We start from the raw sequence: 24,056 nt of genomic DNA on the forward strand, positions 1-24,056 counted from the left end.
GAGGGGCGGTTGACGGTGCGTAAGGCATGGATCGTGGCGGGTGCCGCTCTCGCGGTGGGCCTCAGCTTCGTGATGCTGCTCGTCGTCGGGGTCTTCATCGTCGCCGGGAACCTCGCCGGCGGGGTCGGCGGAGCGTCGAAAGCGCTGGCCAAGGGGGCCGTGCCGGCCGCCTACCGGGACATCGTGCAGAAGTGGGGCAACCTGTGCCCCGCCATCAACCCCGCGCTGCTCGCCGCCCAGCTCTACCAGGAGAGCGGCTTCAACCCGAAGGCCAAGAGCCCGGCGGCCGCGCAGGGCATCGCCCAGTTCATCCCGGGGACGTGGGCCACGCACGGGGTCGACGGGGACGGCGACGGCGACCGTGACGTCTGGGACCCGAAGGACGCGATCCCGTCGGCCGCGTCGTACGACTGCAAGCTCGCCTCCTATGTGAAGGACGTGCCCGGCGACGCGACGAAGAACATGCTCGCGTCCTACAACGCCGGGGCGTACGCGGTCATCAAGTACGGGGGCGTGCCGCCGTACAAGGAGACCCAGAACTACGTGAAGACGATCACGACGCTGGAGGAGAGCTTCGCCGCGCCGGTCAGCCGGGTGGATCCCAGCAAGCAGGCCGCGGGGGCCATCTACTACGCGCAGAAGAAGCTGGGCACGCCCTACCTGTGGGGCGGTGAGGGCTCGGCCGCGGACGGCGGGCGGTTCGACTGCTCGGGGCTGACGCAGGCCGCGTACGACAGCGTCGGGATAACGCTGCCGCGCGTGGCCAACGACCAGTGGAACGCGGGCGCGCATCCGGCCAGGGAAGAGCTGCTGCCCGGGGATCTGGTGTTCTTCTCCGACGACCTCAGCAACTCCCGGGCCATCCGGCATGTCGGTATTTATGTGGGCGGCGGGTACATGATCGACGCGCCGAGAACGGGTGCTGTGATCCGGTTCGACCCGATCGACACCCCGGACTACTTCGGGGCCACCCGAGTGACCGCAGATGGCGCGAAAGCGCTGCCCACGACGGTATAGACGGAGCGTGAACCCACCCCCTGAGCTGCGGCGATGGGTCTCTCTTCGATAACGTCTGCGTGATCATTCAGTGGAGTGTGGAACGTATCAACAGGGGCCGTGCGTTCCTGGTTTCGTAGCCGGATCTACAACCACGGGGGTGGGCGGGACGGCGTACGCACGATGCGCCGATAGACGATGAAGGGGCCGCGGCATCATGGCTGGACTCGCAGAATCCGGGTCGAACCCCGACGTCGAGCTGCTCTACGACATCAATGGCCTGGCCAAGGACGCGCCGCGGTGGTTCGACCGGGTCATGGAGTACGTCGGTGAGTACGGGCTGCTGCTCGCCCTGATCGTGCTCGTGGTGTGGTGCTGGTGGTCCGTGCGGCGGCGCGGCGACGAGGATGCCGCCTCGTCCGTGGCCGCGCTCGTGTGGGCTCCGCTGGCCGCCGCGGCCGCCGTGCTGGTGAACGTGCCCATACGGGGGTTCGTCGAGCGGCCCCGGCCCTTCAACGACCACCAAGGGCTCGAGGTCCTGGTGAGCGGCAAGACCGACTACTCCTTCGTGAGTGATCACGCGACGATCGCGATGGCCCTGGGCGTCGGGCTGTTCGTCGCGAACCGGAAGTTCGGGCTCGTCGGCATCGGGCTGGCGCTGCTCGAAGGGTTCTGCCGGGTCTACATGGGCGTGCATTACCCGACCGACGTCGTCGGCGGGTTCGCGCTCGGCACCGCCGTCGCCCTGCTGCTGTCGCCGCTGGCCATGGCCCTTATGACGCCGCTCATGTCCGCCATCGAGCGGTCGCCGCGGGGCGGATGGCTGATCAAGGCGCGGGGGCGGTCCGGGAAGGGCGGGCAGGAGGCGCTGATTCCGGGGGCCCGGACGGAGAGCGCGGGGACTGAGGAGCGGGATCTGGCGGCCTAGCGGGCTCGCGGGTCGGCGGCCTCGACGTCCAGCGTCCTCGCGGTCCAGCGGCCTCGACGTCCAGCGTCCTTGCGGTCCAGCGGTGCACGCCGGTCATCGGATTCGCGGTGACCGGCGTCCCGTTCGGCCGGCGGTGTGGTGACCGGCGTCCTGTTCGGCCGGCGGTGTGGTGACCGGCCCGTGCCGCGCTAGAGCGCCTGCGGGTAGGTGAAGAAGCCCTCCGGGTCGTACTGCTTCTTCAGTTGTGTCAGGCGCGTCGCCGCGTCCCCGTAGTACGCCTTGCGCCAGTCCCGCAGGGTCGGGTCGGCGTAGTTCTGGTACGCGGCGCCGGAGGCGTACGGGCGCATCGCGTTGTGGGCCGACGTCAGCCAGGACTGGACCGTGGAGCCCGTCGTGCCGGCGGGCCAGGAGGCGATGTACTGGGCCAGCATGCGGGAGCGGCGGTGCACGAAGGCCGTCGAGGTGGGGGAGACGCGGTTGATCGCTCCGCCGAGGGCCGTGAGGGCGATGCTGCCGGCGCCGCCGCGGACCGACTGCATCTGCTTCAGCAGCGCCTGGATGCCCGCGGCCGAGATCGAACGGTCAAAGAAGTCCGACTTCGCCGTGTATGTCTCACGGACCAGTACGCCCTGCGGGGAGCGGCCGGGGGTCGAGCCTGGGAGGTGGCACTGCGCGTCGGTGCTGAAGGACGAGCAGCCGGCGTAGATCTCCATCGCCTCCTCGTAGGAGTGGCGCTTGAGGGAGACGCTGCGCGCGGGGCCCGGGCCGCCGGGGCGGTCGGCCAGGCGGTCCACCGCGTTCTGGAGTTCGCCGTAGGTGCCGAGGGAGAACGCGGCGACGGCGATGGTCGGGTTGCCGCCCGCGTGGTTGGCCAGGTGCAGGGACGACCAGATCTCGTCGGGCTGGCTCGGGCCCCACTCCTGGAAGGACTTGATCAGCGCGGCCGCCTTCGACCAGGGCCAGGTCATGTACGCCTTGACGGCCTGGGGGGCGGGGTGGGTCTTGAAGTGCAGTTCCGTCACGATGCCGAAGTTGCCGTTGCCGGCGCCGCGCAGGGCCCAGAAGAGGTCCTTGTTGGTGGTGGCGTTGGCGACGAGCTGCTTGCCGTCGGCGGTTATGAGCGTGGCCTGGGTCAGGCTGTCGCAGGTCAGGCCGTAGGCGCGGGAGGTCACGCCCTGGCCGCCGCCGAGGGTGAGGCCGGAGACGCCGACGGTGGGGCAGGAGCCGGCGGGGATGGTGGTGCCCTTGGCGGCGAGGGCCCGGTATACGTCGATGAGCTTGGAACCCGCGCCGACGACCGCGGTGTTGCCGCTGGCTCGGATGCGGTTGAGCTTGGAGACGTCGATGATCAGGCGGTTGTCGCCGGAGGACCAGCCCGCGTAGGAGTGGCCGCCGTTACGTATCGCGACCTTGAGGTGGTGGGCGCGGGCGTAGGCGAGGGTGGTGCGGATGTCGTCGGGGTGGGCGACGTAGGCGACCGCGGCGGGCTTCAGGGTGTCGAAGCGGGTGTTGTAGAGCTGGTGGGCCGACTTCCAGTCGGCGTCGCCCGGGCGGATGAGGCGGCCGTCGAGGTCTCGGGCGAGGGCGGCCCAGTTGGCGGGGGCGGCGGCTGCGCCGGCGCGGGTACTGGTGCCGGTGGCCATGGTGCCGATGGCCGTGCCGCCGGCCTTGGTCTCGCTGCCGTTGCAGGCGGTTGCCGTCAGGGCGGTGAGGGCTGCTGCGGTGCCGCCGATGAAGGTACGCCGTTCCATGTCGCCTCCTGGGGGGTTACGTGGAACGAGACGAGGGGGTGAGGGGCGGGGTTCCATCACGCGACGGCTGTTTGCTCGGGGCACGGATTCTCGCCCCCGCCGCCCCTACCCTCCCCCACTCTCGGCTTCGCTCGAGCGGGGGGACCCCCATCGTCCCCGGGGGCTGTCGTCCCCGGACCCCCGCATCGGCCTGAACGGCCTCGTCCGCAAACGCCGGACGGGCTGAAAAACGCGGACCCGGCACCTGGAAGCTGTGAGTGGGCGAGATTTACGACCTGACGTCCCTCTACGGGAATCCCAGATCTACGACCCGACGTCCTAAAGGAACGCCAGGTTCACGACCCCGTACGCCCCCGCCGCCACCAGCGCTGCCGCCGGCATCGTGATGAACCAGCCGAGGACGATGTTCTTGGCGACGCCCCAGCGGACGGCGTTCACGCGCTTTGTCGCGCCGACGCCCATGATGGCCGAGGTGATGACGTGGGTCGTGGAGATGGGGGCCTTGAAAAGGAAGGCCGTGGTGAACATGATCGACGCGCCGGTGGTCTCCGCGGCGAAGCCCTGCGGGGGGTCGAGTTCGATGATCTTGCGGCCGAGGGTGCGCATGATGCGCCAGCCGCCGGCGTACGTGCCGAGGGAGAGCATGACGGCGCAGGCGATTTTCACCCACACGGGGATCGGGTCGCCGTAGTCCTCGACGTCGGCGATGACCAGGGCCATCACCACGATGCCCATGGTCTTCTGCGCGTCCTGGAGGCCGTGGCCGAGGGCCATGCCGGCGGCCGAGACGGTCTGGGCTATGCGGAAGCCGCGCTTGGCCTTGTGCGGGTTGGAGCGGCGGAAGATCCACATGATCGCCGTCATGACCAGGTAGCCCGCGCACAGACCCACGATCGGCGACACGAACATCGGGATGACGACCTTTTCCAGGACGCCGTTCCAGTACACCGTCGTCCCGCCGGCCAGCGCCGCTCCCACCATGCCGCCGAACAGTGCGTGGGAGGAGGAGGACGGCAGGCCGAAGTACCAGGTGACGAGGTTCCAGGTGATCGCGCCCACCAGTGCCGCAAAGAGGATGCCCATCCCCTTCGAGCCCTCGGGTGTCTGGATCAGGCCCTCACTGACCGTCTTGGCGACGCCGGAGCCGAGGAAGGCGCCCGCGAGGTTCATCACCGCGGCCATCGCCAGCGCCGCACGCGGGGTCAGCGCACGGGTCGACACGGACGTGGCGATGGCGTTCGCCGAATCGTGGAAGCCGTTGGTGTACGTGAAGAAGAGCGCGACCGCGATGGTCACGACCAGGGCGAAGGTGTCCATTAAGGGTTCAGGACTCCTTGACGGCGATGGTCTCCACCGTGTTCGCCACGTGCTCGAAGGCGTCCGCCGCTTCCTCCAGCACATCCACGATCTGCTTGAGCTTGAGGACCTCGATCGCGTCGTACTTGCCGTTGAAGAGGTGGGCGAGAAGCTTGCGATGTATCTGGTCGGCCTGGTTCTCCAGGCGGTTGACCTCGATCCAGTACTCCGTGAGGTTGTCCATCGTGCGCAGGTTCGGCATCGCCTCGGCCGTCAGGTCGGCCGCCCGCGCCAGCACCTCGATCTGCTGCTCGACGCCCTTGGGCAGTTCCTCGACGTTGTAGAGGACGACCAGGTCGACGGCCTCCTCCATGAAGTCCATGATGTCGTCGAGGCACGATGCGAGGTTGTAGATGTCCTCGCGGTCGAACGGCGTGATGAACGAGGAGTTCAACTGGTGGAAGATCGCGTGTGTGGCGTCGTCACCTGCGTGTTCCGCGGCCCGCATACGTTCTGCGATCTCGGCCCGGCCGGCGGTGTCCGCCCCGAGCAGTTCCATCAGGAGTTTCGAGCCCGTGACGATGTTGTCCGCGGATGCGGCGAACATGTCGTAGAAGCTCGTCTCCCGGGGGGTCAGACGAAATCGCACGTGGGGTCCTCAAGAAGCATCGGTTTCGGTCAGGCTGATGCTAAGTGCATCATCCGGCCACGGCTAATGGGCCGTCCTCCAGTGTCGCCCATGAGGCACAGTGGTCGGCACGGGGGCTGCCCAGTGGTCCAGTCCAACGACCGCTCGCGGCGTCGGCCACAGGCCCTATACCCAGCAAAGTTCGGTACGATATACCCAGTAGGGGTATAGAAGCGGTCTACGTCTGGAGGACGCGATGACGACCACCGAGGCCGGCGCTGGTGCGACCTCCGCCGCAGACCAGAGCGTGGAACCGGCCGTCGAGGAAGTCGTGACCGACCACGACCGGGGCATCCACGGCTACCACAAGCAGAAGGACGAGCACCTCAAAAGACTGCGCCGAATCGAGGGCCAGATCCGGGGCCTGCAGCGCATGGTCGACGAGGACGTCTACTGCATCGACATACTCACGCAGGTGTCCGCCTCGACCAAGGCCCTGCAGTCCTTCGCCCTCCAGTTGCTGGAGGAACATCTGCGCCACTGCGTCGCCGACGCGGCCCTCAAGGGCGGTGCGGAGATCGACGCGAAGGTGGAGGAGGCCACGAAGGCGATCGGCCGGCTCCTGCGGACGTGACCGCGTGGATGTGACCGAGCGGATGTGAGGGACGGCTCACTCGGCCGACGTGTTCCGTTCCTCCGCGACCCGCAGCACCTCGTCGATGCTTTCCAGGCTGAGCCGGTCCTCCCGGGCGGCCGAGGCCGCGATGATCAGCTCTCCGCACAGCTCGATCTCGGCGAGGGCCACGTGGTCCTGAACTGCCGTACCGCCGACCGGAGCCACGTGCATCACCTCTTCTCTGCCGTTACCGACTTCCTAGAGTAGGGAGCGGCCTACACACCGCGCATGGCACGGACGGGCTAGTTCTTGACGCCCGTCACGCGCGCATTCACCGACCCCCACTATCCGGCGATCTTGCCGGCGTAGATGTCGCCGCGGTCCGGCAACCGTACGTCGACGGGGGCCCCGAAGTCGTACAGCAAGGTGGTCGAGGCGACGGCGACGGCGTCTTGCTGCTGCCCGTTGACGAAGCTGAAGCGGTGTCTGACCTTGCGGATCCGTCCGTCGTCGTCGAGGAAGACGTCGAACGGCACCTGGTCCGTGGCGAACCCTTTCGCCGCCGCGGCCAGGGAGTCGGCGTTCCCGTCGGACGCCTTCTGCGCGGCAATCCCCAGGTCAGCGGTGCCCCGGTAGTGCCGCACCGGTGTGCCTGCGACCTCCTCGTCGCCCACGTACGTCGCCGTCCGCGCCCCGCGCAGCACCTCGGCGGCGGCGAACGGGTCGGTGGCCCCGCCGGTGACGAGGTTGCCGTCGGACAGGGACCGGGTGTCGACGCGGACCCATTTGTCGGCGGGTACCCCGGCGCCGCGGTTCTTCATGAACAGGGCCCCGGGAGCCAGCAGCTCCATGATCGGCCGGTGCGCGGTGGCACCCGCGGGATCCTGTGGAAGCAGGACCCTCAGCCGCCCCAGTTGCCGGCGGAAGTCGTAGACGCCCTCGCCGCGGATCGTGACGCGGGTGCCGCCGGTGGCCATCTCCATCGACGTACGGGTCTTGGAGCTGCGGGTCCCGGCCAGGGTGTCGGCGGCGCGGCGCACGACCTCGACCGCGCCTTCGCCGTGTGCGTCCTCGGCGGCGGCCCCGCTCTGCGCGCATCCGCTGCCGGCGAGGCAGACACACAAGACCCCGGCCGCGACGCCCGCCCCACGCTTTCTGTGCTGCTGCCGCTCCGTCATCGCCTGCCTACCCCCAGCCGGTACGTCCGTCACGGGCCCCCCGTCGTTCCGGTTAACGACGGGTAGGTGCCCTCGTCACGCACGCTGGCGGGGTTGGGCTTACTTGCCTTGGGTAACGTTGTCGGCGTGGCGCAGAAGGATGGACCGACCTCCCCTACGAAACCTGGCTACCTCTCAGAGCACCGCACGTCGATGATGGAGAAGGGGCCGTTCTGTTCGGCTCGCTGCACCTGCGGCTGGCGGGGGCCGGCGAGACGGGCGCGGAGCCTGGCGAGGACGGATGCGGACGGTCACGTGCGGGGCTGAGACGCCCGGTGCGGGTCGCGGCAGGCGTACCCGTCCGAACACAGATGCGGGCCCGCCCCCCGGGAGCCGGGGGGCGGGCCCTTTATCTGCCTCGCGGTGGCACCGCCATGCAGCACCGCGAGGGGTTCGTGTCGCCCGAAGGCGGCCGGATCAGCCGAAGCGGCCGGAGATGTAGTCCTCCGTGGCCTGGACCGACGGGTTGGAGAAGATGCGCTCGGTGTCGTCTATCTCGATCAGCTTGCCGGGCTGGCCGACGGCGGCGAGGTTGAAGAAGGCCGTGCGGTCCGAGACACGGGCCGCCTGCTGCATGTTGTGCGTCACGATGACGATCGTGAAGCGCTCCTTCAGCTCACCGATCAGGTCCTCGATCGCGAGCGTCGAGATCGGGTCCAGGGCCGAGCAGGGCTCGTCCATCAGCAGGACCTTGGGCTCGACCGCGATGGCGCGGGCGATGCACAGACGCTGCTGCTGACCGCCGGAGAGGCCGGAGCCCGGCTTGTTCAGGCGGTCCTTCACCTCGTTCCAGAGGTTGGCGCCCTTGAGGGACTTCTCCACGACGTCGTCGAGCTGGGACTTCTTGTACGAGCCGTTCAGCCGCAGACCGGCCGCGACGTTGTCGTACACCGACATCGTGGGGAAGGGGTTCGGCCGCTGGAACACCATGCCGACCTCACGTCGCACGGCCACCGGGTCGATGCCGGCGCCGTACAGGTTCTCGTCGTCGAGGAGGACCTTGCCCTCGACGCGGCCGCCCGGCGTGACCTCGTGCATGCGGTTGAGCGTGCGCAGGAAGGTGGACTTGCCGCAGCCGGACGGGCCGATGAAGGCCGTCACGGAGCGGGGCTCGACGGTCATCGAGATGTCCTCGACGGCCAGGAAGGAACCGTAGTAGGCGTTGAGGCCGCTGACATCAATGCGCTTGGCCATTTAGATCACTGCTTCTTTCGAATCCGAGTCGCTGACTGTTCAACTCTTTGGCCGCGTCAGCGACCGGTCTTGGGGGCCTTCCAGCGGGCGATGCCGCGAGCCACCAGGTTGAGGATCATGATGAAGGCGATGAGCACCAGTGCTCCCGCCCAGGCGCGGTCGTAGGCCGGCCCCTGACCGCCACTGTTCGTGAACTGCAGGTAGATGTAAACCGGCAGCGACGCCTGCGGGTCCTTGAACGGGTTGGTGTTGATGAAGTTGGTCACCCACACCAGCAGCAGCAGCGGAGCGGTCTCACCGGTGATACGCGCGACCGCGAGCATCACACCGGTGGTGATACCGCCGATGGACGTCGGCAGGACCACCTTGAGGATGGTGCGCCACTTGGGCACGCCCAGCGCCAGCGAGGCCTCGCGCAGCTCGTTCGGGACGAGCTTGAGCATCTCCTCGGTGGAGCGGACGACCACCGGCAGCATCAGGATGCACAGGGCCATCGAGCCGGCGAAGCCGGAGTAGCCCATGTCCAGGGTCACGATCCAGAGGCTGAGGATGAACAGACCCGCGACGATCGACGGGATGCCCGTCATGACGTCGACGAAGAAGGTGATGGCCTTGGCGAGCTTGCCGCGCCCGTACTCGACCAGGTAGATCGCGGTCAGCACACCGATCGGCACGGAGATCGCGGTGGCGATGCCGACCTGCTCCAGGGTGCCGAGGAGGGCGTGGTAGATACCGCCGCCGGGCTCGGTGTCGGAGACCACACCCATCGAGTGGCTGAGGAAGTAGCCGTCGAGGACCTTCACACCGCGCTTGATGGTCTCGTACATGATCGAGACCAGCGGGATGGCGGCGAGCAGGAACGCGACCCAGATCAGGCTGGTGGCGGTGCGGTCCTTGGCCTGGCGGCGTCCCTCGACGCCCGCGGAGATGCCGTACGACCCGACGATGAACAGCAGCGCGGCGATCAGGGCCCACTGGATGCTGCTGTCCAGCCCGGCGGCCGCGCTGATGCCGAAGCCGAGGGCGACGGAGCCCGCGGCGACCGCCCAGGGGAACCACTTGGGCAGCGTGGCGCCCTTCAGGGAGCTGGGGCGCTTGTCGGAAAGGGTTGCGTGGCTCATGCGTTGGCCCCCGAGAACTCCTTGCGCCGCTCGATGATGATGCGGGCGGTGCCGTTGACCAGCAGGGTGATGACGAAGAGCACCAGACCGGAGGCGATGAGCGCGTCACGGCCGTTCTCGGTCGCCTCGTTGAACTTGCTGGCGATGTTCTGGGCGAAGGTGCCGCCGCCCGGGTCGAGCAGGCTGGCGTTGATGTCGAAGCTCGGCGACAGGACCATGGCGACGGCCATCGTCTCGCCGAGCGCGCGGCCGAGGCCGAGCATCGAGGCGGAGATGATGCCGGAGCGGCCGTAGGGCAGGACCGACATGCGGATGACCTCCCAGCGCGTGGCGCCGAGGGCCAGGGCCGCCTCCTCGTGCATCTGCGGGACCTGACGGAAGATCTCGCGGCTCACGTTGGTGATGATCGGCAGGATCATGATCGCGAGCAGGATGCCGACGGTGAACATCGCGCGGGGCGCGCCGCCCTGCCACTCGAAGAGGCCGGTCCAGCCGAGGTACTCGTCGAGCCAGCCGTACAGCCCGCCCAGGTGCGGCACCAGGACGAGGGCGCCCCACAGGCCGTAGACGATGGACGGCACGGCGGCGAGCAGGTCGATCACGTACGCGATGGGGCCGCCGAGCTTGCGCGGGGCGTAGTGCGTGATGAACAGCGCGATGCCGAGCGAGATGGGAACCGCGATGGCGAGCGCGATGATCGACGACACGACGGTGCCGAAGGCCAGAACCGCGATGCCGAACTGCGGCGGGACGGCGGTGGGGTTCCACTCGAACGTCGTGAAGAAGTTGGCCTCGTCCTTGCTGATCGCGCTGGCGGCGCGAATGCTCAGGAAGACGGCGATGGCCGCCATGACCACGAGCAGGAAGATGCCGGATCCGCGGGAGAGCGCGAGGAAGACGCGGTCACCGGGACGGGTGGCGCCGCGGGCGGCGCGATTCTGCTCGGTCTCGGACGGCTGGGGTGCGGGGGGAGGTGTGTCGTTCTTTGTTGATATGTCCATGGGGTTCTCCGGTCTGCGGAGCCACCGGGCGGGGTGGCTCACGGCGGAACCGCCCGAGATACGGGAGGCTCCTGGCGGCGGTGCACCGGACGATGCGGCCCGCTCCGGTGTGGAGCGGGCCGCACTCAGGGTTAGCTCAGGCCCGAGATGGTGCTGCGGACCTTGGTGGCGATCTCCGCGGGGAGCGGGGCGTAGCCGGCGTCGGACAGCAGGCCCTGGCCGTCCTCGGAGGCGATGTAGGTCAGGAAGGCCTTGGTGGCGGGGAGGCTCTCCGCCTTGTTGCCCTTGTCACAGACGATCTCGTAGGTGACCAGGGTGATCGGGTAGGCGCCGGCGGCGGTCGGCTTGTAGTCGAGCTCGAGCGCCATGTCCTTGCCGGTGCCGACGACCTTGGCCGCGGCGATGGCCTTCGAGGCGTTCTCGGTGGACGCCTTGACCGGCTCGGCGGCCTGGGTCTTGACGTCGACCGTCTTGATGCCCTTGGCGTAGGAGAGCTCGAAGTAGCCGATGGCGCCCGAGGTCTGCGTCACCTGCTGGGCCAGGCCGGAGGAGCCCTGAGCGGACTGGCCGCCCTTGGCCTGCCACGACTTGCCGCCCTCGTACTTCCAGTTGTCGGGCGCGGCGGCGATCAGGTACTTGGTGAAGTTGTCCGTGGTGCCGGACTCGTCCGAGCGGTGGAAGGGCTGGATCTGGAGGTCGGGGAGCTTCGCGTCGGGGTTCAGCGCCGCGATGGCCTTGTCGTTCCAGTTCTTGATCTCGCTGTTGAAGATCTTGGCCAGCGTCGGGGCGTCGAGGACGAGGCTGTCGACACCGGGGACGTTGAAGCCGACCGCGATCGGGCCGCCGACCATGGGCAGGTCGATGGCCTGGCCGCCGCCCGTGCAGGCGGTCTTCTTGGACTCGGTGATCTCCTCCGGGTCCAGGGCGGAGTCAGAACCGGCGAACGCGGTCTGGCCCTGCAGGAAGGCGGTGACACCGGCACCCGAACCGGTCGGGTTGTAGTTGAGCTGAACGCTCTTGCAGGCGGCGGTGAACTGCTTGACCCAGGCGTCGATCGCGTTCTTCTGCGCGGACGAGCCGGACGCCTGGAGCTGACCGCTGGCGTCCCCACAGTCGATCTTGCCGGCGGCCGGAGCGCTCGCCGAGGCGTCGCCGCCGTTGCCGGTGTCGTCGGAGCCGCACGCCGTGAGGGCCAGGGCGCCGGAGACGGCGAGAGCGCCGAGAGCGAGGACGCGCCGGTTCTTGCGCTGAAGCTTCACTTGAGGGAGTTCCTTCCGGGAGCCGCCGTCCTGAATTCCGGCGGCGTGCGAAGAATGAGTGATGCGGACGCGTCCACCGAGGTGCGGCCCGTCATCTTGCACGGCCGAAATTAGGCAGATCAGGTGAAGGCGCCGAAGGGCGTAAATGAACGAGGGGTGAACCCCTGGGTACGGCTGGGTGAGGTAACGGAAGGCTTACGTTGAGGACACGGGTGTATTCCGAGTCTTTGTCGGGGTTGATTCGGACTAGGCCAGCCGAAGCGACTGCAGCAGAGCGTCCACAAGGGAGCGGTCCCTCGGTTGGGTCAGACGCACCCGGGCGGCCGTGGGGGAGAGCCACAGGACCCGGTCCACCTCGGCGTTGGGCGCGAAGACGCCGGGTCCCGCCTCGGCCGCCCAGTAGCGGACCTCCTTGGGCCGGCCGTTCGCGAGATACCGCATCGTCGGCAGCCCGGCGCCGGGCTCGGCGGAGTGCCCCGTCTCCTCCAGCACCTCGCGCAGCGCGCCCGCCAGGGGGTCCTCGCCGCGTTTCAACTTGCCCTTCGGATGCGACCAGTCGTCGTACTTCGGTCGGTGGACCAGGCATATCTCCACCTCACCGTCTACCGGCGAACGGCGCCACAGGACACAGCCGGCCGCATGGACCGTGAGGTCATTCGCGTGAGTCACCGGTTGTCTGCCTCCTTCGGGACTGCCTGTGGTTCAGGGGTTCCCAGGGCGGGCCTCAGGGTCGCTAGGGCGTGCCCACGGTCTGCCTCTGCCAGGACTGCTGGAACGCGAACCGCGCCGCCTCCACCTCGTGGCGCTGGTCGGCGTGCAGGACGCCGAGCGCGTACGCCGTCGCGGGGGCGATGCGCGGGGTGCGCGCGGCCTGGGCCGCGGCGGCCGCCGCCTCGGAGGCGTCGCGGTGCCGGTTGAGCGACTGGCCGGCCGCCAGCAGCCGTACGTCCACCTGGGCGGAGTCGCCGTGCAGGACCTCGCGGGCATAGCGGTGCAGGCGCAGCAGCAGCCGGACCTGGTGCCAGGGCGCGTCCTGCGGATGCGGGGCCGGGTCCGGGGAGAGGCCGTGGATCAGGGCCTCGGCGTTGTACGGGCTGCCCGCGGTCACCAGGGGCAGCGCCGCCACCGCGTCGGTGAGCCGCTCCTCGGCCGCGGCCGCGAGGGGACGCAGGTCGGCGGTCGCCGCGGCCGGGGTGAGCGGGACCTCGCTGGCCAGTACGGCGATGCTGTCGGCGACGGCATGGAAGCGGGAGGAGCCGAGGGCCTGGAGGGCGGTGCTGTGCGCCCGGGTCCGGGCCAGGGTGAGCTGGCGTTCGAGCAGGGCGCCGGCTTTGGCGGCGCCCACCGTGAGGTTGCCGCGCTCCGGGCCGGCGGCCGGGTGGGCCGCGGGCCCGGTGTCGCCGGAAGCCGCCTTCTGCGGGGCGGCCGCCGCGCCGAGCGTGCCCGTCTGCGCCGGCACTGCCGCCGCCCCCGACAGCCGGTGCAGCGCCAGCAGCAGACGCTCCAGGCGGGCCGCGTAGGCGTGCTCCAGCGCCAGCGTGCCGGACAGCCAGGCCAGCTCGGGGCGGATGGCCTCCGACCAGTCGGCGTCCAGCAGCGGGCGGAACGTGTGCAGGCTGGCGCTGATACGGCGGGCCGAGCGGCGCAGGGCCCGTGCCGCGTCGACGGACTCCTGCGTGCCGTTGTCCCCGGCGCGCGCCTTGTTGCGCGCCGGGGCACCTCCGTCGCCGCCGTTCTCCCGGTGCAGGCGCAGGGCCCGGAGGAACTCCGTGGCCTGGGCACGCAGGTAACACGCCAGGGCGTCCCCGAAGGGGGCACCACCCTGGTCGAGCGCAGTCGAGAGCTTGGGTGACGCCCCGGCCGTGGGGTCCGTCGGATCAAGGTGTTGCTGTGCCACGCCGGCGCCTCCGGGCGTCTATGAGCATCTCCTGGACGTTGCGCAGGGGCTGGCCATCCGCGTCCGCCGCGTGCCGGGTCCACTCGCCGTCCGGGCCCAGGTGCCAGGACGCGGTGGTGTCGGACATACCGGTCTCCAGGAGCCGGTTCAGCGCGGCGCGGTGGGCCGGGTCGGTGACCCTGACCAGGGCCTCGATACGGCGGTCGAGGTTGCGGTGCATCATGTCGGCGCTGCCGATCCACACCTCGGGTTCGCCGCCGTTGCCGAAGGCGAAGACCCGGGAGTGCTCGAGGAAGCGGCCGAGGACCGAGCGGACGCGGATGTTGTCCGACAGTCCGGTCACGCCCGGGCGGATCGCGCAGATGCCGCGGACCCAGATGTCGACGGGCACACCCGCCTGGGACGCGCCGTAGCAGGCGTCGATGAGCGCCTCGTCGACGATGGAGTTGACCTTGATGCGGATGTAGGCGGGACGCCCGGCACGGTGGTGCTGGACCTCCTTGTTGATCCGCGCGACCAGCCCGTCGCGCAGGGACTTCGGGGCGACCAGCAGCCGCCGGTAGGTCTCCCGCCGCGAGTAGCCGGACAGGCGGTTGAACAGGTCGGACAGGTCCGCGCCGACCTGCGGGTCGGCGGTCAGCAGGCCCAGGTCCTCGTACAGCCGCGCCGTCTTCGGGTGGTAGTTGCCGGTGCCGACGTGGCTGTAGCGCCGCAGCGTCTCGCCCTCTTGGCGGACCACCAGCGACAGCTTGCAGTGTGTCTTCAGGCCGACGAGGCCGTAGACGACATGGCAGCCGGCCTCCTCCAGCTTGCGCGCCCACTTGATGTTGGCGTGCTCGTCGAAGCGGGCCTTGATCTCGACCAGGACCAGGACCTGTTTGCCGGCCTCGGCGGCGTCGATGAGCGCGTTGACTATCGGGGAGTCGCCGGAGGTGCGGTACAGGGTCTGCTTGATCGCGAGGACGTCAGGGTCGTCGGCGGCCTGCTCCAGGAAGGCCTGCACGGACGTGGAGAACGAGTCGTACGGGTGGTGCAGCAGCACGTCCCGGTTGCGCAGCGCGGCGAAGATGTCCGGCGCGGACGCCGACTCGACCTCGGCGAGATCGCGATGGGTGCCCGCGACGAACTTCGGGTACTTCAGCTCGGGCCGGTCGATGGAGGCGATGCGGAAGAGGCCGGTGAGGTCCAGGGGGCCGGTGAGCGGGTAGACCTCGGCCTCGCTGATCTTCAGCTCGCGCACCAGCAGGTCCAGGACCTCCTGGTTGATGTTCTCCTCGACCTCCAGGCGCACCGGCGGGCCGAAGCGGCGCCGCATGAGCTCCTTCTCCAGGGCCTGGAGCAGGTTCTCGGCGTCGTCCTCCTCGACCTCCAGGTCCTCGTTGCGGGTGACCCGGAAGGCGTGGTGCTCCAGCACCTCCATGCCCGGGAAGAGCTCCTCCAGGTGCGCGCCGATGACGTCCTCGATCGGGACGAACCGGCCGGGGGAGGCCTCAAGGAAGCGGGAGAGCAGCGGCGGCACCTTCACCCGGGCGAAGTGCGGGGTGCCGGTGACGGGGTTGCGTACGCGTACGGCCAGGTTCAGCGACAGGCCGGAGATGTACGGGAACGGGTGCGCCGGGTCGACCGCCAGGGGCGTGAGGACCGGGAAGATCTGGTGCCGGAAGAGCGTGAAGAGGCGGGCCTGCTCCTTCTCGGTCAGCTCGCTCCAGCGCACGAGGTGGATGCTCTCCTCCGCGAGCGCGGGGGCGACGTCCTCGTGGTAGCACGCGGCGTGCCGGGCCATCAGCTCGCGGGAGCGGGCCCAGATCATCTCCAAGACCTCGCGCGGCTGGAGGCCGGACGCGGAGCGGGTGGCGACACCGGTGGCGATACGGCGCTTCAGTCCGGCCACGCGGACCATGAAGAACTCGTCCAGGTTGCTGGCGAAGATCGCGAGGAAGTTCGCCCGCTCCAGGAGCGGGGTGTTCGGGTCCTCGGCGAGTTCGAGGACGCGTTCGTTGAACGCGAGCCAGCTTCGCTCCCGGTCCAGGAACCGGCCCTGGGGCAACTGGACACCTTCGATCTCGGTGACCTCGTACGCGTCGAGGTCGGCGTCGATATCGGGTTCCAGATCGGAGACGACCGCCGAGACCGTGTGCGGGCGGTGCGCCGCAATGGAGCCCACGGAGGGCTGCGCGTGCTGGACCGGGGCGTTGGAGGACTGACTCATATGCCCATTGTTCCGCGCATCGAGCCCAATGGGCGCGTCGGAAAGAGCGGGCGGGAGTGTCGAGGGGAGGCGTCGTGCGTCCCCGTTCCTCGCGCTCGCCTGCGCGGGAAGCGAAGGCTCTGGCACGGCGGCGGTCATTGGGTGAGCGTCGCAAGCCCGTCTGAACCAATGGTTACGGAGACATGGCGTGTGGGATAGCGGGGGGCGGCTCGCGGGCGTCTACGTGATCGCACGTGTGTCCAGACCGCACGTCCCTCCCCCCGTGGAGGGACGTGCGGCGGAATCTACGGGGTGCGGCGGCGCAGCAGCCAGAAGGCGGCGAGGGTCGCGGTGGCGGCGACGGCGAGAACGATGCCGGTCTCGACGAGCTGGAGCGGCCAGAAGTGCGACTGGGGGTGGAAGGTGGCGGTGAGGGTGGTGGAGCCCTTCTCTTCGGTCCAGCCGATCTGCCAGTCCGAGCGGGGCAGCTCGAAACCGCCCTCGGTTCCGCTGCGGGTGATCGTCGGCCACAGGTCCTCGCGGAAGGTCTCCAGCACGGCGCACAGGACGATCGCGCTCGCGAAGCCCACCCCGGCGGCGGGCAGGGCCCGGCCCAGCAGCAGTCCGGCGAGTGCGCCGAGGGCGAGACCTGCCAGGGCGTACGCGACGGCCGTCGGGCCGGTGCCGACGAAGACGTCCGCGTCGTACCAGTCCCCGACCAGGTCGGGGGCGCTGTCCCCGCGCGCCCAGTTGTTCAGCAGCACGACCGCGCCGGTGCCGGTGGTGAGCAATACGGCCGGGACGGCGAGCTTGGCGGCCAGCCAGCGGGCCGGGACGACCGACTGGGTCCAGGCGAGCCGGGCGGTTCCGTTCTCCACCTCGCGCCCGATGAGCGCGCCGCCGGCCCAGGCGGCCACGAGGAGGACCGCGTACGTCAGGGCGGTGGCGATCAGCCCGCTCCAGCTCGAGTAGACGTCGTCCACGGTGATCGTTTCGAGGGACGCGCAGGCGGGATGGCCGCCCTGGGCCGGCGTCGTGCACGGGACGTTGCCCTTGCGGGCCTCGTCGCCGATGGCGTGCATCCAGATCAGCGCGGCCGTGGCGCCGGTCAGGCAGAGCGCCCAGAAGACGAGTGCCGTGCGGTGTACCCGCAGGACGGCCCAGACCAGGCCGCTCGGCCCGCGCGAGGGGCCGGTGGCCGGGGCCGTCGCGGCGGCGAGGGCGGCGGTCATACGGCGGCTCCGGTACGGCGCTTCAGCAGCCTGAAGGCGATCAGCACCGCCAGGGCCGCCACCGCGAGGACGATGCCCGTCTCCACGAGCTGAAGGGGCCAGAAGTGGGAGGAGGGGTGGTAGTCGCGGTAGAAGCCGACGATGTCGTGCTCGGCGAGGCACTTGACGTCGTCGACGCACATGGGGTCCTGGACGCGGGCGCCGGTGGAGGTGAGCGCGCCTTCGCCGAGGACCATGCCGATGTACTCGGGGTACCCGTCCTTGGCGGTGAGCGTCTCGACCGGCCACAGGTGCGGGCGCAGGCTGACGAGCCAGGACGCGAGGACTGCCGTACCGACGACCGCGGTGCCGAGCGCCGGCAGGGCGCGGCGGTGGAGCAGGCCGGCGAGGACACCGACGGCGAGGCCCAGGAGGGCGTAGGCGGTGGCGAGGGTGCCGTTGGCCTCGAAGGTGGTGCTCTGGTACCAGTCGCGTGAGCCCATCGCCAGACGGAGCTGTCCGTCCGTCGACCACATCAGGCGGTGCAGCAGCGTGAGCACGAGGGTGCCGGAGGCGAGCAGGGCGGCCGGGACGGCGAGCTTGGCGGCCAGCCAGCGGGCCGGGGAGACCGACTGCGTCCACGCCAACTGGGCCGTGCCGTTCTCCAGTTCGCGCCCGATCAGCGACCCGCCCGCCCAGGCCGCGGCGAGGAAGGGGGCGATGCCGAGCACTCCGGCGCCGAGGCTGCTGAGGGTGTCGTACCGGGTGTAGGCGGAGCCGATGTCGTCGCAGCCCAGGAGCGGCTGCCCCGAGTCGCACCCCATCTTGTGGAACTCGGCCCAGGCGGCGTCCGCCCCCGGGCCGTACGCCCACAGCAGTGCTCCCGCGCCGAAGGCGACCAGCAGCACCCAGAACCACAGCGCCGAGCGGTGCACTCGCAGCATCACCCAGAGCAGTCCGCGCGGGCCCCGGGAGGGCGCGGCGACGGCGGCCGTCTCGATGGTCGTCACGGCGGTCATACGGCGGCCTCCCGCACGTCGTCCAGGCGCAGGGCCGGGGCCTGCGGGGCGCGCAGGTGGGCCAGGACCAGCTCTTCCAGGGTCGGGACGGTGGCCTGCCAGTTGGCGTCGAGCGGGCCCTCGGGGCGTACGAGTGCGGTGAGTTGGCGGCCCGTGGTGCGGGACTCGATCACGGTGTGCGGGTCCAGGGGCGCGTCGGCCCGGCCGGTGACCAGGCGGTGCGCGGTGAGCATGTCGTCCAGCGGGCCGGCGAGGCGGACCCGGCCGGCGCCGAGCAGCAGGAGGTGGTCGCAGGAGCCGTCCAGCTCGGCCACGACGTGCGAGGACATGACAACCGTGGTGCCGTGCTCGGCGGCGTCCGCCATGAGTGTGGCCATGAGCTGATGCCGGGCCAGTGGGTCGAGGTCGGCCATCGGCTCGTCCAGGAGCAGCAGTTCGGGCCGCTTGCCGAGGGCGAGGGCGAGCGCGACGCGGGTGCGCTGGCCGCCGGAGAGGGTGCGGATCCTGGCGTCCGGTTCGAGTTCGCCCTCGTCGACGATCCGCTCGGCGGCCTTCGCGTCCCAGCGGCCGGGGTTGAGTTCACGGCCGAAGCGCAGGGTGTCGGCGACGGTGAGCTGGGGGTGCAGGGGCTTGTCCTGGGCGACGTACGCGAGTCGTTCGCGGACCGCTGCCGGGGCCTGGCCGAGGACGGTGATCGTGCCGTCGGTGGGGCGAAGCAGTCCGGCGGCGATCGAGAGCAGGGTCGACTTGCCGGCGCCGTTGGGTCCGACGACGGCGCACACGCTGCCCGCCGGCAGTCGGAAGGTGCACTCGTCCAGTGCCGCCTTGCGCCGTCGCCCGAACGTCCTGCCCAGCGCGGCCGCCTCGATGGCGGTCTCGGTCATGACTCGTCCCCCTTGAAGTGCGTGTCCAGTACGGAAGTGAAGAGAGCGTCCACGTCGTCGCGGTCCAGCCCGGCCGCGCGGGCCCGTGCGGCCCAGGCGTCCAGTTCGGTGCGCAGCGGCGAGTCCGCCGGCGCGGTGTTCAGTCCCCGTCGCACGAACGTGCCGAGCCCCCGCCGCGCCTCGACCAGGCCCTCGCGTTCCAGTTCGCGATAGGCCTTGAGCACGGTGTTGGGGTTGATGGCGGTCGCCTCGACGACCTCGCGGGCCGTCGGCAGCTTGTCGCCCGGCTCCAGCAGGCCCAGACGCAGGGCCTGTTTGGTCTGCTGGACGATCTGCACGTAGGTGGCGACGCCGGAGCGCCGGTCTATGCGGTACTCGACCATCCGTTCCACCACCCTTTCACTAATTGAGTAGTGAAAGGGTGGTGCAAGAGAAGGGGCGGCGTCAAGATCGCCGCCCCTTAAGGGAGTTATGTCGGTTATTTGTACCGGGAATCAGGTCTCCGTGCGGTACATCAGGTCCGTCTCGTACGTCGTGAACCCCAGCCGCTCGTACACCGACACCGCCGCCTTGTTGTCCGCGTCGACGTAGAGCATCGCCGTGGGCAGCCCCTGGGCCGCCAGGTGCCGCAGGCCGATCGTCGTCAGGGCCTTGCCCAGGCCACCGCCCTGCGCGCCCGGTCGCACCCCGAGCACGTACACCTCGCCGAGCCCCTCCTCCGCGTGGACCTTCGTCCAGTGGAAGCCGACGAGTTCGCCGTCCTGTTCCGCAAGGAAGAATCCCGCCGGGTCGAACCACGGCTCGGCCTTGCGGTCGTCGAGGTCGCGCTGGGCGAGGGAGCCCTGCTCGGGGTGGTGGGCGAAGGCGGCCGCGTTCACCGCGAGCCAGGCCGCGTCGTCCCGGCCGGGCACGAAGGTGCGGACCGTGACGCCTTCCGGGAGCACCGGGTCCGGCAGGTTCAGATCCGCCAGCGGGCGGCGCATCTGGCGCAGTTCCCGGAACAGGGTGAGGCCGAGCACCTGGGAGAGATGGCGCGCGGCCGAGTGGCCGCCGTGGGCCCAAACCCGCAGCCGCTTGCCGGACGCGCCGAGCAGGGCCGAGCCGAGCGCGCGGCCGTGGCCGTGGCCGCGGTGCGAGGGGTGGACGACGAGTTCGGCGGCCGGTGCCTCCACCGGGTCGGTGTCCTCCAGTTGGGCGTAGCCGACGAGTTCGCCGCCGACGTTCAGCAGCAGATGCGAGACGCCCTCGCGCTCTCCTCCGCGCAGTTGCAGCCGGCCCTGCTCGGACACCGCCTGCTGCCCGTCGTTCCGGGCGGCCTCCGCCAGCAGCTCCAGTACGGCCTCGGTCTGCTCGGGGGCGAGCGCGGAGTAGGTCTCGATGGAACGGGTGGGGAGGGGGTGTGCGGTGTCGTCGCTGGTCATGCGTACGAGGGTAAGGGGCGGTCCGGGCAAAGTCCCGGCACGGAAATCAAGGACGGCGGCAACATCAGACGCAACCAGGCTGTAACCAGGAACCCCCTGTCGCGCTACGCGCGTTGACTCTAGGCTGCCGCCCGACGGGGCCATGTCATTCATGACGCACAGGTCATCCACGACCTGCGTGTCTTTCACGACTCACAGGGGGGCGGATGTCAGCCACATCCCACCAGCACCACCGCAGACGCCGTACGTACGCTCTGATGGCGACCGCCGCGACGCTCGCCACCGCGGGCGCGCTGGCCGCGGCGCTCCCGGCCACGGCGTCGGCGGGGGAGAGCTCCGAGAAGCACGGCGGTGGTCACCACTTCAGCCGGTACCAGGACGTCCAGCTCCTGTCCTTCAACGACCTGCACGGCAACCTTGAGCCGCCGGCCGGCTCGTCGGGCCGGGTCACCGAGCTCCAGGCGGACGGCACGACCAAGACCATCGACGCGGGCGGCGTGGAGTACCTCGCCACCCACCTGCGCCAGGCCCGCGAGGGCGAGAAGTACTCCATCACCGCGGCCGGCGGCGACATGGTCGGCGCCTCCCCGCTGATCTCGGGCCTCTTCCACGACGAGCCCACCATCGAGGCGCTGAACAAGCTCGACCTGGACGTCACCTCGGTCGGCAACCACGAGTTCGACGAGGGCGCCAAGGAGCTGGCCCGCCTGCAGAACGGCGGCTGCCACCCGACGGCCGGCTGCTACACGGACAAGGAGTTCGAGGGCGCCGACTTCCCCTACCTCGCCGCGAACGTCCTCGACGAGAAGACCGGCAGGCCGATCCTCAAGCCCTACTGGGTGTGGAAGAAGAAGGACGTCAAGATCGGCTTCATCGGCGTGACCCTGGAGGACACTCCGGGCGTCGTCTCCGCCGAGGGCGTCAAGGGCCTGAAGTTCAAGGACGAGGTCGAGACGATCAACAAGTACGCCAAGGTGCTCCAGCGCCAGGGCGTGAAGTCGATCGTCGCGCTGATCCACGAGGGCGGGCAGCCGGCCTCCGGCGCGTACAACTACAACTGCGACGCGCCGGGCGCGGGTGACGGCATCTCCGGCCCGATCGCCGACATCGCCAAGAACATCACGCCGTCCGTGGACGCGCTGGTCACCGGCCACACGCACGCGGCCTACGTCTGCACGATCCCCGACCCGTCGGGCAAGCCCCGCATGGTCACCTCGGCCGCGTCCTTCGGCCGGCTCTACACCGACACGACGCTGACGTACGACCGCTTCACCGGCGACATCGCCCGTACGGCCGTGAAGTCCGCGAACCGCGTGGTCACCCGGGACGTCCCCAAGGCGCCCGACATGACCGAGCTGATCTCCGGGTGGAACACCCTCGCGGCGCCCATCGGCAACCGCGCGATCGGCTACATCGGCGCCGACATCCCCAGCACGGGCACCGAGTCCCCGCTCGGCGACCTGATCGCGGACGCGCAGCTCGCGTACGGCAAGGAGCTGGACCCGGAGACGGACCTGGCGCTGATGAACCCCGGCGGCATCCGGGCGCCGCTGACCTACGCGGCCAAGGGCGCCGAGGGTGACGGCGTGGTGACCTACGCCGAGGGCTTCACGGTGCAGCCGTTCTCCAACACGCTGAACCTCCAGGACCTCACCGGCGCACAGCTCGTCCAGGTGCTCAAGGAGCAGGTCAGCGGCACGAACGCGGTCTCCCCGAAGATCCTCCAGATCTCCTCGGGCCTGACCTACACGCTGGACCTGACGAAGTCGGGCGCGGACCGTGTGGTGACGGACTCGATCAAGCTGAACGGTGCGGCGATCGACCCGGCGGCCACCTACCGCGTCGCGATGAACAACTTCCTCGCGGGCGGCGGCGACGGCTTCCCGACGCTGGGCCAGGGCACCAACGACCTCGTCGGCACGGACGACCTGACGGTGCTGGAGAAGTACCTGACGGCCAATTCCACGGCCACGAACCCGATCCAGCCGCCGGCGGCGAACCGGATCACGGTCGTCAAGTAGCAACTGCCGTAATCCGTGCGGTGGTTCATGCCTCAAGTATGTGAATTGGCGTGAACTAGATCGCAAACCCCCGGTAGAGGTTGCGGGTGGGGGGAGTGCGCATGGTCGGATGGGCCGATGCGTTCCCCCCACCACATAACGGCGCATCCCTATATAAACCCCTACGAGCAACTCGGCGGTCTGGACGAAGGCCCACTGGGCGACAGTCCGCTGGAGGAGTTCCTCGTCGAGGACACGGAGCGTGCGCGGGAAGAGGCGGAGGCCCAGGATGATCCCTGGGCCCCGCCCAACCACCGCAAGGGCAGCCGGCGCAAGCGGCGCGGCAGCCTCGCGGGCCTCTCCTTCGCGATGAAGTCGGTCGTCGCGATCCTCGTCCTCGCCGCCTTCCTCACCCTCGCCGACCGCTGGGCGCTGCTGTACGCCGAGCGCAGAGCGGCGGACACCCTCAAGACCCGGCTGAAGCTCACGGCCGCTCCCGAAGTCGAGATCGACGGCTTTCCCTTCCTCACCCAGCTCGCCGACGAACGACTGGACTCGGTGAAGGTGACCGTCCCCGACCTGGCCGCCGACCGGGTCTCGCTCGCCCAGGTGACGGCGACGGCGACAGACGTACGGCTGGACACCGACGGCCCCACCTCGGTGCGCGGCGCCGACGTCCCGCGTCTGGAGGGCGACGTCCTGCTCTCCTTCGCCGACCTGAACCGTGAACTCGGCGCGTCCCAGGTGACGTTCACCGGCGAGGGCCGCGACCGGGTCCGCGCGCGCGGCACCCTGCCGGTCGCCGGGCACGACCTGCGGCTGCGGGCCGAGGCCCGGATCGTGCGCAACGGCGACCGCGGCATCGCCACGCACATCGGCGGAATGCGCCTGGACATCGGGGACCTGGCCACGTACCGGCCCGGCGCCCGCACCTCGGAGGGCCTGCACCTCAGCCGCGAGTCGGTGGCCCGTCTCGCCCGCGAGACCCGCAAGGCGAAGGCGCTGCTGTCCGTTCCTGCGGTGGTACGGCGCCTGGGCGTACCCGACTCCCTCGTCCGCGAGGCGCTGCGCAACGAGTCCAAGCTCACCGAGCTGGTCGGCACCCCGCGCTTCCTGCATCAGGCGATGCGCCTGAACCTCATCGACCTGGCCCTGGACCACCCCCAGGTCCTGGCCCTCCTGGGCTTCGACCCCGCCCTCCTGGACGCCCTGCCCCGCCTCACCCGCCCGGTCCTCACCGACCAGCTCTCCCTGGGCTTCCGCCTCCCGAAACCCCCGAGCGGCCAGGTGCGACTGCGGGACGTGCGGGTGGAGAAGGACGGGATCAGGGTGCACCTGGAGGGCGCCGACCTGGCGGTGGGCCGCTGACGCCGTCGGCCTCGGCCTTCGGGGCCGGCTGTCCTCGGCCTGGCTACGTGCCCGCCCCCGG

At 70.0% G+C, this 24,056-nt stretch carries 23 protein-coding genes; 6 read left to right on the plus strand and 17 right to left on the minus strand.

What is annotated here, in order from left to right:
- Positions 1–9 precede the first annotated feature (9 nt).
- Together ACZ69Q_RS26855 and ACZ69Q_RS26860 are read left to right on the plus strand one after the other, a co-directional pair.
- Positions 10–1,017 (plus strand): C40 family peptidase, encoded by a 1,008-nt coding sequence (locus ACZ69Q_RS26855; RefSeq protein WP_471046395.1) that lies wholly within the window; start codon positions 10–12, stop codon positions 1,015–1,017.
- A gap of 196 nt (positions 1,018–1,213) precedes the next feature.
- Positions 1,214–1,924: a phosphatase PAP2 family protein gene (locus tag ACZ69Q_RS26860; RefSeq protein WP_471046397.1), complete on the plus strand. Its 711-nt coding sequence runs from the start codon at positions 1,214–1,216 to the stop codon at positions 1,922–1,924.
- 188 nt (positions 1,925–2,112) lie between these two features.
- On the opposite strand, the gene ACZ69Q_RS26865 is transcribed toward ACZ69Q_RS26860, so the two are convergent.
- The 3 genes from ACZ69Q_RS26865 to ACZ69Q_RS26875 form a co-directional block, all read right to left on the minus strand.
- Positions 2,113–3,675 carry an FAD-binding oxidoreductase gene (locus ACZ69Q_RS26865; RefSeq protein WP_471046399.1) on the minus strand — a complete coding sequence of 521 codons (1,563 nt, stop codon included), beginning with the start codon at positions 3,673–3,675 and terminating at the stop codon, positions 2,113–2,115.
- 318 nt (positions 3,676–3,993) lie between these two features.
- On the minus strand, positions 3,994–4,992 hold the full coding sequence (locus ACZ69Q_RS26870) for an inorganic phosphate transporter (protein ID WP_471046401.1): 999 nt from the start codon (positions 4,990–4,992) through the stop codon (positions 3,994–3,996).
- Between the two features lie 7 nt (positions 4,993–4,999).
- Positions 5,000–5,620, minus strand: coding sequence for a DUF47 domain-containing protein (locus ACZ69Q_RS26875; protein WP_030951199.1), 621 nt, complete (start codon positions 5,618–5,620; stop codon positions 5,000–5,002).
- Between the two features lie 235 nt (positions 5,621–5,855).
- Here ACZ69Q_RS26875 and ACZ69Q_RS26880 point away from each other — a divergent pair, with 235 nt between their 5' ends.
- Positions 5,856–6,233: a metal-sensitive transcriptional regulator gene (locus ACZ69Q_RS26880; protein ID WP_471046403.1), complete on the plus strand. Its 378-nt coding sequence runs from the start codon at positions 5,856–5,858 to the stop codon at positions 6,231–6,233.
- A 36-nt stretch (positions 6,234–6,269) separates the two neighbouring features.
- On the opposite strand, the gene ACZ69Q_RS26885 is transcribed toward ACZ69Q_RS26880, so the two are convergent.
- Together ACZ69Q_RS26885 and ACZ69Q_RS26890 are read right to left on the minus strand one after the other, a co-directional pair.
- Complete coding sequence (locus tag ACZ69Q_RS26885) at positions 6,270–6,446, minus strand: hypothetical protein (RefSeq protein WP_471046405.1); 177 nt, start codon at positions 6,444–6,446, stop codon at positions 6,270–6,272.
- A gap of 113 nt (positions 6,447–6,559) precedes the next feature.
- Entirely contained in the window at positions 6,560–7,393 is an 834-nt protein-coding gene (locus ACZ69Q_RS26890) for an SCO4651 family lipoprotein (protein ID WP_471046407.1), read from the minus strand.
- A gap of 126 nt (positions 7,394–7,519) precedes the next feature.
- Between ACZ69Q_RS26890 and ACZ69Q_RS26895 the strand changes: the two genes are divergently transcribed.
- Complete coding sequence (locus tag ACZ69Q_RS26895; RefSeq protein WP_471046409.1) at positions 7,520–7,699, plus strand: hypothetical protein; 180 nt, start codon at positions 7,520–7,522, stop codon at positions 7,697–7,699.
- A 150-nt stretch (positions 7,700–7,849) separates the two neighbouring features.
- Here ACZ69Q_RS26895 and pstB read toward each other — a convergent pair whose 3' ends face one another.
- The 12 genes from pstB to mshD all read right to left on the minus strand — a co-directional run bounded on the left by pstB (position 7,850) and on the right by mshD (position 20,627).
- Complete coding sequence (gene pstB / locus ACZ69Q_RS26900) at positions 7,850–8,626, minus strand: phosphate ABC transporter ATP-binding protein PstB (protein WP_471046411.1); 777 nt, start codon at positions 8,624–8,626, stop codon at positions 7,850–7,852.
- A 56-nt stretch (positions 8,627–8,682) separates the two neighbouring features.
- Entirely contained in the window at positions 8,683–9,747 is a 1,065-nt protein-coding gene (gene pstA, locus ACZ69Q_RS26905) for a phosphate ABC transporter permease PstA (protein ID WP_471046413.1), read from the minus strand.
- Entirely contained in the window at positions 9,744–10,748 is a 1,005-nt protein-coding gene (pstC, locus tag ACZ69Q_RS26910) for a phosphate ABC transporter permease subunit PstC (RefSeq protein WP_471046415.1), read from the minus strand. The genes pstA and pstC overlap by 4 nt, the downstream gene beginning before the upstream one ends.
- Before the next feature lie 131 nt (positions 10,749–10,879).
- Positions 10,880–12,007, minus strand: a complete 1,128-nt coding sequence (gene pstS, locus ACZ69Q_RS26915) for a phosphate ABC transporter substrate-binding protein PstS (protein ID WP_471046418.1) — start codon at positions 12,005–12,007, stop codon at positions 10,880–10,882.
- Between the two features lie 246 nt (positions 12,008–12,253).
- Entirely contained in the window at positions 12,254–12,676 is a 423-nt protein-coding gene (locus tag ACZ69Q_RS26920) for an NUDIX hydrolase (protein WP_471046420.1), read from the minus strand.
- A gap of 64 nt (positions 12,677–12,740) precedes the next feature.
- Entirely contained in the window at positions 12,741–13,904 is a 1,164-nt protein-coding gene (locus tag ACZ69Q_RS26925) for a CHAD domain-containing protein (protein WP_471046422.1), read from the minus strand.
- Positions 13,885–16,251, minus strand: a complete 2,367-nt coding sequence (locus ACZ69Q_RS26930) for an RNA degradosome polyphosphate kinase (RefSeq protein ID WP_471046424.1) — start codon at positions 16,249–16,251, stop codon at positions 13,885–13,887. Before ACZ69Q_RS26930 ends, ACZ69Q_RS26925 begins: the two co-directional genes overlap by 20 nt.
- A gap of 146 nt (positions 16,252–16,397) precedes the next feature.
- On the minus strand, positions 16,398–17,324 hold the full coding sequence (locus tag ACZ69Q_RS26935; protein ID WP_471046426.1) for a hypothetical protein: 927 nt from the start codon (positions 17,322–17,324) through the stop codon (positions 16,398–16,400).
- Positions 17,321–18,322 (minus strand): ABC transporter permease, encoded by a 1,002-nt coding sequence (locus tag ACZ69Q_RS26940; RefSeq protein ID WP_471046428.1) that lies wholly within the window; start codon positions 18,320–18,322, stop codon positions 17,321–17,323. Before ACZ69Q_RS26940 ends, ACZ69Q_RS26935 begins: the two co-directional genes overlap by 4 nt.
- The gene (locus tag ACZ69Q_RS26945) at positions 18,319–19,206 is read right to left on the minus strand and encodes an ABC transporter ATP-binding protein (protein WP_471046430.1); all 888 of its coding nucleotides are present in this window, start codon (positions 19,204–19,206) and stop codon (positions 18,319–18,321) included. Before ACZ69Q_RS26945 ends, ACZ69Q_RS26940 begins: the two co-directional genes overlap by 4 nt.
- Complete coding sequence (locus ACZ69Q_RS26950) at positions 19,203–19,589, minus strand: GntR family transcriptional regulator (RefSeq protein WP_030958763.1); 387 nt, start codon at positions 19,587–19,589, stop codon at positions 19,203–19,205. Before ACZ69Q_RS26950 ends, ACZ69Q_RS26945 begins: the two co-directional genes overlap by 4 nt.
- 111 nt (positions 19,590–19,700) lie before the next feature.
- Positions 19,701–20,627, minus strand: coding sequence for a mycothiol synthase (gene mshD / locus ACZ69Q_RS26955; RefSeq protein WP_471046433.1), 927 nt, complete (start codon positions 20,625–20,627; stop codon positions 19,701–19,703).
- 206 nt (positions 20,628–20,833) lie between these two features.
- Here mshD and ACZ69Q_RS26960 point away from each other — a divergent pair, with 206 nt between their 5' ends.
- Positions 20,834–22,648, plus strand: a complete 1,815-nt coding sequence (locus ACZ69Q_RS26960; protein ID WP_471046435.1) for a bifunctional metallophosphatase/5'-nucleotidase — start codon at positions 20,834–20,836, stop codon at positions 22,646–22,648.
- Positions 22,649–22,765: 117 nt separating this feature from the next.
- Positions 22,766–23,995, plus strand: coding sequence for an LmeA family phospholipid-binding protein (locus ACZ69Q_RS26965; RefSeq protein WP_471046437.1), 1,230 nt, complete (start codon positions 22,766–22,768; stop codon positions 23,993–23,995).
- The last annotated feature ends 61 nt before the right edge of the window (positions 23,996–24,056 follow it).

The sequence above is a fragment of the Streptomyces sp. NPDC036764 genome (assembly GCF_055609385.1).

Excerpts from the sequence above, each read along its gene's own strand:
- ACZ69Q_RS26860 (WP_471046397.1), top strand. The coding sequence starts at position 1,214 with ATGGCTGGACTCGCAGAATCCGGGTCGAACCCCGACGTCGAGCTGCTC.
- ACZ69Q_RS26865 (WP_471046399.1), bottom strand. The coding sequence starts at position 3,675 with ATGGAACGGCGTACCTTCATCGGCGGCACCGCAGCAGCCCTCACCGCC.
- ACZ69Q_RS26870 (WP_471046401.1), bottom strand. The coding sequence starts at position 4,992 with ATGGACACCTTCGCCCTGGTCGTGACCATCGCGGTCGCGCTCTTCTTC.
- ACZ69Q_RS26880 (WP_471046403.1), top strand. The coding sequence starts at position 5,856 with ATGACGACCACCGAGGCCGGCGCTGGTGCGACCTCCGCCGCAGACCAG.
- ACZ69Q_RS26885 (WP_471046405.1), bottom strand. The coding sequence starts at position 6,446 with ATGCACGTGGCTCCGGTCGGCGGTACGGCAGTTCAGGACCACGTGGCC.
- ACZ69Q_RS26890 (WP_471046407.1), bottom strand. The coding sequence starts at position 7,393 with ATGACGGAGCGGCAGCAGCACAGAAAGCGTGGGGCGGGCGTCGCGGCC.
- pstB (WP_471046411.1), bottom strand. The coding sequence starts at position 8,626 with ATGGCCAAGCGCATTGATGTCAGCGGCCTCAACGCCTACTACGGTTCC.
- pstA (WP_471046413.1), bottom strand. The coding sequence starts at position 9,747 with ATGAGCCACGCAACCCTTTCCGACAAGCGCCCCAGCTCCCTGAAGGGC.
- pstC (WP_471046415.1), bottom strand. The coding sequence starts at position 10,748 with ATGGACATATCAACAAAGAACGACACACCTCCCCCCGCACCCCAGCCG.
- ACZ69Q_RS26930 (WP_471046424.1), bottom strand. The coding sequence starts at position 16,251 with ATGACCGCCGCCGTGCCAGAGCCTTCGCTTCCCGCGCAGGCGAGCGCG.
- ACZ69Q_RS26935 (WP_471046426.1), bottom strand. The coding sequence starts at position 17,324 with ATGACCGCCGCCCTCGCCGCCGCGACGGCCCCGGCCACCGGCCCCTCG.
- ACZ69Q_RS26940 (WP_471046428.1), bottom strand. The coding sequence starts at position 18,322 with ATGACCGCCGTGACGACCATCGAGACGGCCGCCGTCGCCGCGCCCTCC.
- ACZ69Q_RS26945 (WP_471046430.1), bottom strand. The coding sequence starts at position 19,206 with ATGACCGAGACCGCCATCGAGGCGGCCGCGCTGGGCAGGACGTTCGGG.
- ACZ69Q_RS26950 (WP_030958763.1), bottom strand. The coding sequence starts at position 19,589 with ATGGTCGAGTACCGCATAGACCGGCGCTCCGGCGTCGCCACCTACGTG.
- mshD (WP_471046433.1), bottom strand. The coding sequence starts at position 20,627 with ATGACCAGCGACGACACCGCACACCCCCTCCCCACCCGTTCCATCGAG.
- ACZ69Q_RS26960 (WP_471046435.1), top strand. The coding sequence starts at position 20,834 with ATGTCAGCCACATCCCACCAGCACCACCGCAGACGCCGTACGTACGCT.
- ACZ69Q_RS26965 (WP_471046437.1), top strand. The coding sequence starts at position 22,766 with ATGCGTTCCCCCCACCACATAACGGCGCATCCCTATATAAACCCCTAC.